The organism is Bradyrhizobium sp. 33ap4, assembly GCF_032654765.1.
GTDB lineage: Bacteria > Pseudomonadota > Alphaproteobacteria > Rhizobiales > Xanthobacteraceae > Bradyrhizobium > Bradyrhizobium australafricanum.
Window position 1 is genome coordinate 47348 of record NZ_JAUMTJ010000064.1, and the last position, 6758, is coordinate 54105.

5 protein-coding genes are annotated in these 6758 nt (G+C 66.7%); 3 read left to right on the forward strand and 2 right to left on the reverse strand.

Annotated elements, in window-relative coordinates:
* Positions 1-57 precede the first annotated feature (57 nt).
* A complete protein-coding gene (gene ggt, locus Q2M23_RS35610; protein ID WP_316398524.1) occupies positions 58-1737 on the forward strand; it encodes a gamma-glutamyltransferase in 1680 nt (559 codons plus the stop codon).
* A gap of 156 nt (positions 1738-1893) precedes the next feature.
* Here ggt and Q2M23_RS35615 read toward each other — a convergent pair whose 3' ends face one another.
* Positions 1894-3267, reverse strand: a complete 1374-nt coding sequence (locus Q2M23_RS35615; RefSeq protein WP_316398519.1) for a peptidoglycan-binding protein — start codon at positions 3265-3267, stop codon at positions 1894-1896.
* A gap of 225 nt (positions 3268-3492) precedes the next feature.
* Between Q2M23_RS35615 and Q2M23_RS35620 the strand changes: the two genes are divergently transcribed.
* Positions 3493-4296 carry a molybdopterin-synthase adenylyltransferase MoeB gene (locus tag Q2M23_RS35620; protein ID WP_316398520.1) on the forward strand — a complete coding sequence of 268 codons (804 nt, stop codon included), beginning with the start codon at positions 3493-3495 and terminating at the stop codon, positions 4294-4296.
* Between the two features lie 9 nt (positions 4297-4305).
* On the opposite strand, the gene Q2M23_RS35625 is transcribed toward Q2M23_RS35620, so the two are convergent.
* A complete protein-coding gene (locus tag Q2M23_RS35625) occupies positions 4306-5313 on the reverse strand; it encodes an aldo/keto reductase (RefSeq protein WP_316398521.1) in 1008 nt (335 codons plus the stop codon).
* Positions 5314-5434: 121 nt separating this feature from the next.
* Between Q2M23_RS35625 and Q2M23_RS35630 the strand changes: the two genes are divergently transcribed.
* Positions 5435-6346, forward strand: coding sequence for a LysR family transcriptional regulator (locus Q2M23_RS35630; protein WP_316398522.1), 912 nt, complete (start codon positions 5435-5437; stop codon positions 6344-6346).
* Positions 6347-6758: the final 412 nt, after the last annotated feature.

Genomic DNA, 6758 nt, shown 5'->3' on the forward strand with positions numbered 1-6758 from the left:
CATGGCTCCGATCGCTCCATCAAGAACGAGAACACAATGGCGATGAACGGCATGTCGATGAATGACGCCTGGCGCGACCGCGCCGCGACAAGTTTTCAATGCGAGAAGCAGCCGGCCACCAGCAGCCGCGGCATGGTGGTGAGCAATCATCCGCTGGCATCGAGCGCGGGCGCCGAGATGTTGGCTGCCGGCGGCAATGCGATCGATGCGGCGATCGCCACCTTGTTCACGCTGACCGTGGTCGAGCCGATGATGGTCGGCATCATCGGCGGCGGCATGGCGCATATTCGTCTCGCCGACGGCAGCCATCGCTTCATCGACGGCCAGAGCACGGTGCCGAACGCGGTGCGGCCGGACACCTACACTTCGAAGCCAGGATCGGCGCACGACGTGTTCGACACCGTCGGCAACGAGAATTTGAACGGGCCGAAAGCGGTCGCGGTGCCGGGCTCGCTGAAAGCCTGGTGCGAAACGCTGCGCCGCTTCGGCACCATGAGCCTTGCCGATGTGATGCAGCCCGCGATCAAGCACGCCGCGCGCGGCTATGCGGCGACGCCCTATTTGCATGAATGCATCACCGACGGCGCCGAGGAGATGCTGAAGGACAAGCCGATCTCGGCGATCTATCTGCCTGATGGCACGCCGCTGAAGCCCGGCGAGCGCGTGGTGCAGGCGGAATATGCCGAGACGCTGAAATACATCGCCGATCATGGCGACAACGCGCTCTACCAGGGGCCGCTTGGCGACATCCTGGTCGACTACATGAAAAAGAGCGGCGGCTTCATCGCGCAGGAGGATCTCGCGACCTACAAGACCGTCGAGCGGCAGCCGATCCGCTGCGACTACCGCGGCTGGGAAATCCTCGGGCCTCCGCCGCCCGCGGCATCGGGCGTGCATATCACGCAGATGCTCAACATCCTCGAAGGCTATGACATCGCGCGGCTCGGCTTCGGCACGACCGAGACGATCCATTATCTTGCCGAGGTGCTGAAGATCGCCTTTGCCGACCGCGCGGCCGCGAGCGGCGATCCCGCCTATATCAACGTGCCGGTGGAGCGGTTGACCTCGAAGGCCTATGCCGAGGAGCGCCGCCGCGCGATCGATCCCGACCGCGCGCAAGCCTGGAGCGCCGGCGTCACCCAGCTCGAAAGCGCGCACACCACGCACATGACCGCGGCGGATGCGATGGGCAATGTGGTCGCGACCACCCAGACCATCAACAATCTGTTCGGCGCCAAGATCCTGATCCCGGGCCTCGGCACCGTGCCGAACAACTACATGAACCTGTTCGATCCGCGGCCGGGACACGCGCTGTCGCTGGCCGCCGGCAAGCGCGTCACCACCTCGATGTCGCCGATGATGGCGCTGCGCGACGGCAAGCTCGCCTACGCGCTCGGCCTGCCCGGCGGCAAGCGCATCTTCCCGAGCGCGATGCAGGCGCTGATCAATCTGATCGACCACGGCATGAGCCTGCAGGAGGCGGTCGAGGCGCCGCGGGTCTGGACCGAGGGCAATGCGCTGGAGGTCGAGCCGGCGGTGCCGGAGGCTGTCCGCGCCGCGCTATCAGCCAAGGGCCACAAGGTGCAGGTCGTGCCGACGGTGGCCGGCGGCATGAACGCGATCCAGTTTCACGCCGACGGCACGATGTCGGGCGCAGCCTGCTGGCGCGCCGACGGCACCCCGGTCGGCATTGCCGGCGGCCTCGCCCGCGCCGGGGTGCGCTTTGCGTTGAGGTGAGGTTGGTTAGGCTCCCTCGCCCCGCTCTCGCGGGGAGAGGGTGGGGTGAGGGGCTCACTCCACGAGGTGGTGTCCATTGATGGACCTGTACCCCCTCACCCGGATTGCATCTGGCGATGCAATCCGACCTCTCCCCGCAAGCGGGGCGAGGTAGCTCTACTTCCTGACGCAGATCACGCGGACCACGGCCGCCTTGGCGTCCGCCGAGTCGCCCGACGCGGTGACGCCATGCGCCTTCAGGAAGCTGCGCACCGTGTCGGCCGGCACCAGCGCGGCCTGCGCCGGCGGCGCCGCGTTTGCGGGGCCTGCGACGATGACGGGTTTCAGCACCGCGATCCCGGCAAACCTGCCGCCGCCGTCGAGCGCCGCCGCGCCGGAGAACCCGAGTGCCGGCGCCGGCGACAGCGCCTGATCGCCGCCGCCGATCTGTGCGGCCGAAGCCTTCACGCTGCTCGCGGCCGCTCCGCCGCCCTGGTTCTGCGGATCGGCGATCCCGGTGATGTCGAGCGCGGTCTGCGTCGCCTGGCCTGCGATATTGAGCGGCTTCAGCCCGCGCACGCCATAGATGCGCAGCAGCGCGAGGTCGTGATCCCTGTCCTCGGCGACCCGATCGGCATTGCCGTAGCCCGGGATCGTCAGCGCGATGCAGTCGTCGGTCGCCACGCGATCGGTCACGATGGCGCCGTCGTCGCTGACCACGACGCCGGTGGCATATTCGACGGTCTTGCGCGGCGGCGGACCGGCCCGCACGGCGGACGGAAATGCGTTGAAGGCGCTCGATATCGCGATCACCACCGGCTCGATGGTGGTCTGCATCGCCTGGTCATAGAGGATGGTGAGGATGCGGACCTCGTCGCCCTTCAAGGTGCCGCGCAGATAGAACTTCTTCAGCCCCTGCATGCCAGACAGCACGAAGAAATCCGGCTTCACCACGGTGTAGTCGATGGTGCGGCCGGCCGGTTCCTTCTTTTCCTGCTCGGCAAGCTTTGCGGTGGTCGGACTGGCTTCCTTGCGCCGGGTCAGCAGCACCTGGACGGTGCCGGTCGGCGAGGTCCATTTGGCGCCGGAAGCGTCGCTGGTGAGCTGCGGCACCAGCTTGGTCGGAATGCCGAGCCGCGCCCCGGTGGCCGGCTCGGTGACGATCCGCCAGCCGACACCTTCCTGCTTCCGCCGCGCAGTGTCGGCGAGCACGCCGCGCTCCTGCGGGTTCAGCACGCCGGTCGGCTTGCCGCCGCGCTTCTTCTGGAATTCCTTGATCGCATTGACCATGCGCTCGCTGACGTCGCCGGTAATGGCGCCGTTATATTCGCCGACCCAGGCGAGGTCGGATTGCAGCGCCAGCCGCTCGGCCTGCGCCATCGCGCCCGCGGTATCCTCCGGCTTCTGCAGCCCGGGGCGTATCGGCACCGTCGCCACGGTCTTCGGTTTCGCCCCCGCCGTCGAGGGCGGGGTCATCTGGGCCTGCGCCATGCCCATCCCCGTGACCGCAATGGAAGCGGCCATCAATGTTGCCGAAAGCACCGATCTCATGACAAATCCGGGGGGAATGACTGACACCATTGACGTCCAGGCAATTAAGCACATCTGCTTGGTCGGCAACAACCGCGCTCCGGTTCAGGGAGCGCGTCAACCCTCATCCTGAGGAGCGGCGAGAGCCGCGTCTCGAAGGATGAGGGCCACGGACCGGGCCTCATGGTTCGAGACGCGCGTGCCGCGCTCCTCACCATGAGGGTCACGGGTAGGATAGATGAGACAATGCTGAGTGCCGACGAACTTGAACGCTATGCCCGCCACATCGTGCTGCGCGAGGTGGGCGGCCCCGGCCAGAATGCGCTGAAGCAGGCCTCCGTGCTGGTGATCGGCGCCGGCGGCCTCGGCGCGCCGGTGCTGATGTATCTGGCGGCAGCCGGTGTCGGCCGGCTCGGCGTGATCGATGACGATATCGTCTCGCTCTCCAATTTGCAGCGCCAGATCATCCATGCGACGTCTGATATCGGCAAGCGCAAGGTCGACAGCGCGGCGGCACAGATCCATGCGCTCAATCCGCATGTGACGTTCGAGGCGCATTCGATGCGGCTCACCGCCGACAATGCGATGGCGCTGATCGCGAACTACGACCTCGTGCTCGACGGCTCCGACAATTTCGAGACCCGCTATCTCGTCGCCGATGCCTGCTTCCTCGCGAAGCGGCCGCTGATCACGGCCGCACTGGGCCAGTTCGACGGTTCGCTGACCACGATCCGCGCGCACGAGAAGAATGCGGACGGCGTGTTCAATCCGACCTATCGCTGCCTGTTTCCGGAGGCGCCGCCGCCGGGCACGGTACCGGCCTGCGCCGAGGCCGGCGTGATGGGCGCGCTCGCCGGCGTCCTGGGATCGATGATGGCGCTGGAGGCGATCCGCGAGATCGTCGGCTTCGGCGAGGGCCTGGTCGGCCGCCTCCTGATGGTGGATGCGCGCGCGATGCGGTTCGAAACCCTGCGCTACGCGCGCGATCCGCAGAACCCGCTCAATGGCGATGGGCCTGTCATCACTGACCTCAGCGCCCATCGCACCTGATTGCTGCCGTTATCTGCTGGCCGGCTTCTCGCTGTCGAGATGCGCCATCTGCTCGGCCGCATAGCGCGTGCCGGCAGCGATATCCGGCGGGAAGGCTTTCGCCAGCGCCGCGAGATGAGCTTGCGTCAGCGTCAGCCTGGTCGCGCCGAGCGCTTCGGCGAGACGGTTGCGGGTGCGGGCGCCGACCAGCGGCACGATCTCCTTGCCCTGCGCCGCGACCCAGGCAATCGCGACCTGCGCCGGCGTCGCCCCGATCTCGGCGGCAACGGCGCGCAACTGCTCGACCAGCGCGAGATTGGCATCGAGGTTCGCGCCCTGGAAGCGCGGCGTCATCAGCCGGTAGTCCCTGCCGATCTTGCCGGACTCCTTCGACCAGTGGCCGCTGATCAGCCCGCGCGACAGCACGCCGTAGGCTGTGATGCCGATGCCAAGCTCGCGGCAGGTCGTCAGGATATCGCGCTCGATGCCACGCTCGATCAGCGAGTATTCGATCTGGAGATCGACGATCGGATGCACGGCATGAGCACGGCGGATGGTGTCGGAGCCGACCTCGGACAGGCCGATATGTCTGATGTAGCCGGACTTCACCAGATCGGCGAGGCCGCCGATCGTCTCCTCGATCTGAACGTTGGGATCGAGACGTGCCGGGCGATAGATGTCGATGTAGTCGGTGCCGAGACGTTGCAGCGAATAGGCGAGAAAATTCTTCGTAGCGGCCGGTCGGGTGTCCATTCCGGCGAATTCACCCGCGGGGCCGCGCAACGCGCCGAACTTGACGCTGATCTGCAGCCGGTCGCGCGCGACGTCCTTCAGGGCTTCCTGCACCAGCATCTCGTTGTGGCCCATGGCGTAGAAGTCGCCGGTATCCAGCAGCGTGATGCCGGCATCGAGCGCCGCGTGCACGGTGGCGATGCTCTCGCCGCGATCGGCCGGGCCATAGACCTCGGACATGCCCATGCAGCCGAGGCCGAGGGCCGCGACGGTGGGCCCGGTTGAGCCGAGTTTGCGTGTGTCCATGTGGATGTTCCTCGAGCGTTTGCGGCGGAAAATCCGTCGCCAAATGCCGAGGTGATATGGGCCGGCCAGCTTTCGCCGATAAGCTGGACAATCACGAATGGCTTGTTCACTATATCGAACAATGCAGAATTTCGACCTTCGCGACCTCGACGGCTTCGTGGCGGTGGCGCGCACGCGCAATTTCCGGCGTGCGGCGCTCGAGCAGCGCGTCTCGGTTTCCAGCCTCAGCCAGCGCCTGCGCGACATGGAAGAGCGGCTCGGCGTCCGCCTGATGAACCGCACCACCCGCAGCGTCGCGCTGACCGAGGCCGGCGAACTGCTGCTTGCCCGTGTCGCGCCGGCCATGGTCAACGTCGCCGATGCGATCACCGAGGTGCGCGGCCTGCGCGCCGAGCCGTCGGGGCGGTTGCGCATCAACGCGCCGCCGCCCGCGGTCGATCTGGTGCTGGCGCCGATGATCGCGCCGTTCCTCGCCAGATATCCGCGGGTCGAGCTCGACGTCGTTGCGGAGAGTGCGTTCGTGGACATCGTCGCGCAGGGCTTTGACGCCGGCGTGCGTTACGGCGAGCACCTGGCACAGGATATGGTCGCGGTTCCGCTTGGCGCGCCGCAACGTTACGCGATCGTGGCGTCCAGCGCGTATGTCGCAAAGCACGGCCGGCCGATGCATCCGAAAGATCTGCTGGCGCACCCCTGCATCCGCAGCCGCTTCAGCAACGGTGTGATGTTCGATTGGGAGTTCGAGAAGAACGGCCGCGTGGTGAAGATTTCGCCGCCGGCCAGGCTGACCGCGACCCATCTCGGCCTCGCGCTGCGTGCGGTTCATGACGGCGTCGGCTACTGGGCGACGTTCGAGGGCTATGTCCGCTACGGCGTCAAATCCGGTGCGCTGGTCAGCGTGCTCGACGACTGGTGCCCGCCATTCGACGGACCGTTCCTCTATTATCCGAGCCGTCGCCAGCCGCCGCCGGCGCTCGCTGCGTTCGTGTCATTCGTCGCCGACTGGCGCAAGCAGGCGCGACGGAAGAAGTAGAGCAGGACCTCGCCACATCGTCGTCCCGGCCTTGAGCCGGGACCCGTACCCACAAATGCGGATTGCCTTGCAGCGCTGGGGCCACAGCCCTCGCAACAACGAGGCCCTGCGGTTATGGGTCCGTGCTTTCGCAGGGACGACACCGAATGCGTGATTACAGCATGCGCCTCGCCGGCCGCACCGGCTCCTTTGCATGGGGTTGTTTTCGATATTTTGGCAGCGCGCCCCTGCGACGGCAGGGCTGTCGCGTGTGACTACCCACGTCCCGTAGCCCGGATGGAGTGAAGCGTAATCTGGGGCGGCCTGTCCGCGGATACAGGCCCCGGATTTCGCTGCGCTCCATCCGGGCTTCTGTAACGGGCCTTGGTTAGTCAATCCCTTTTCGCGTCATCCACTCGCCGGGCACTTGCTT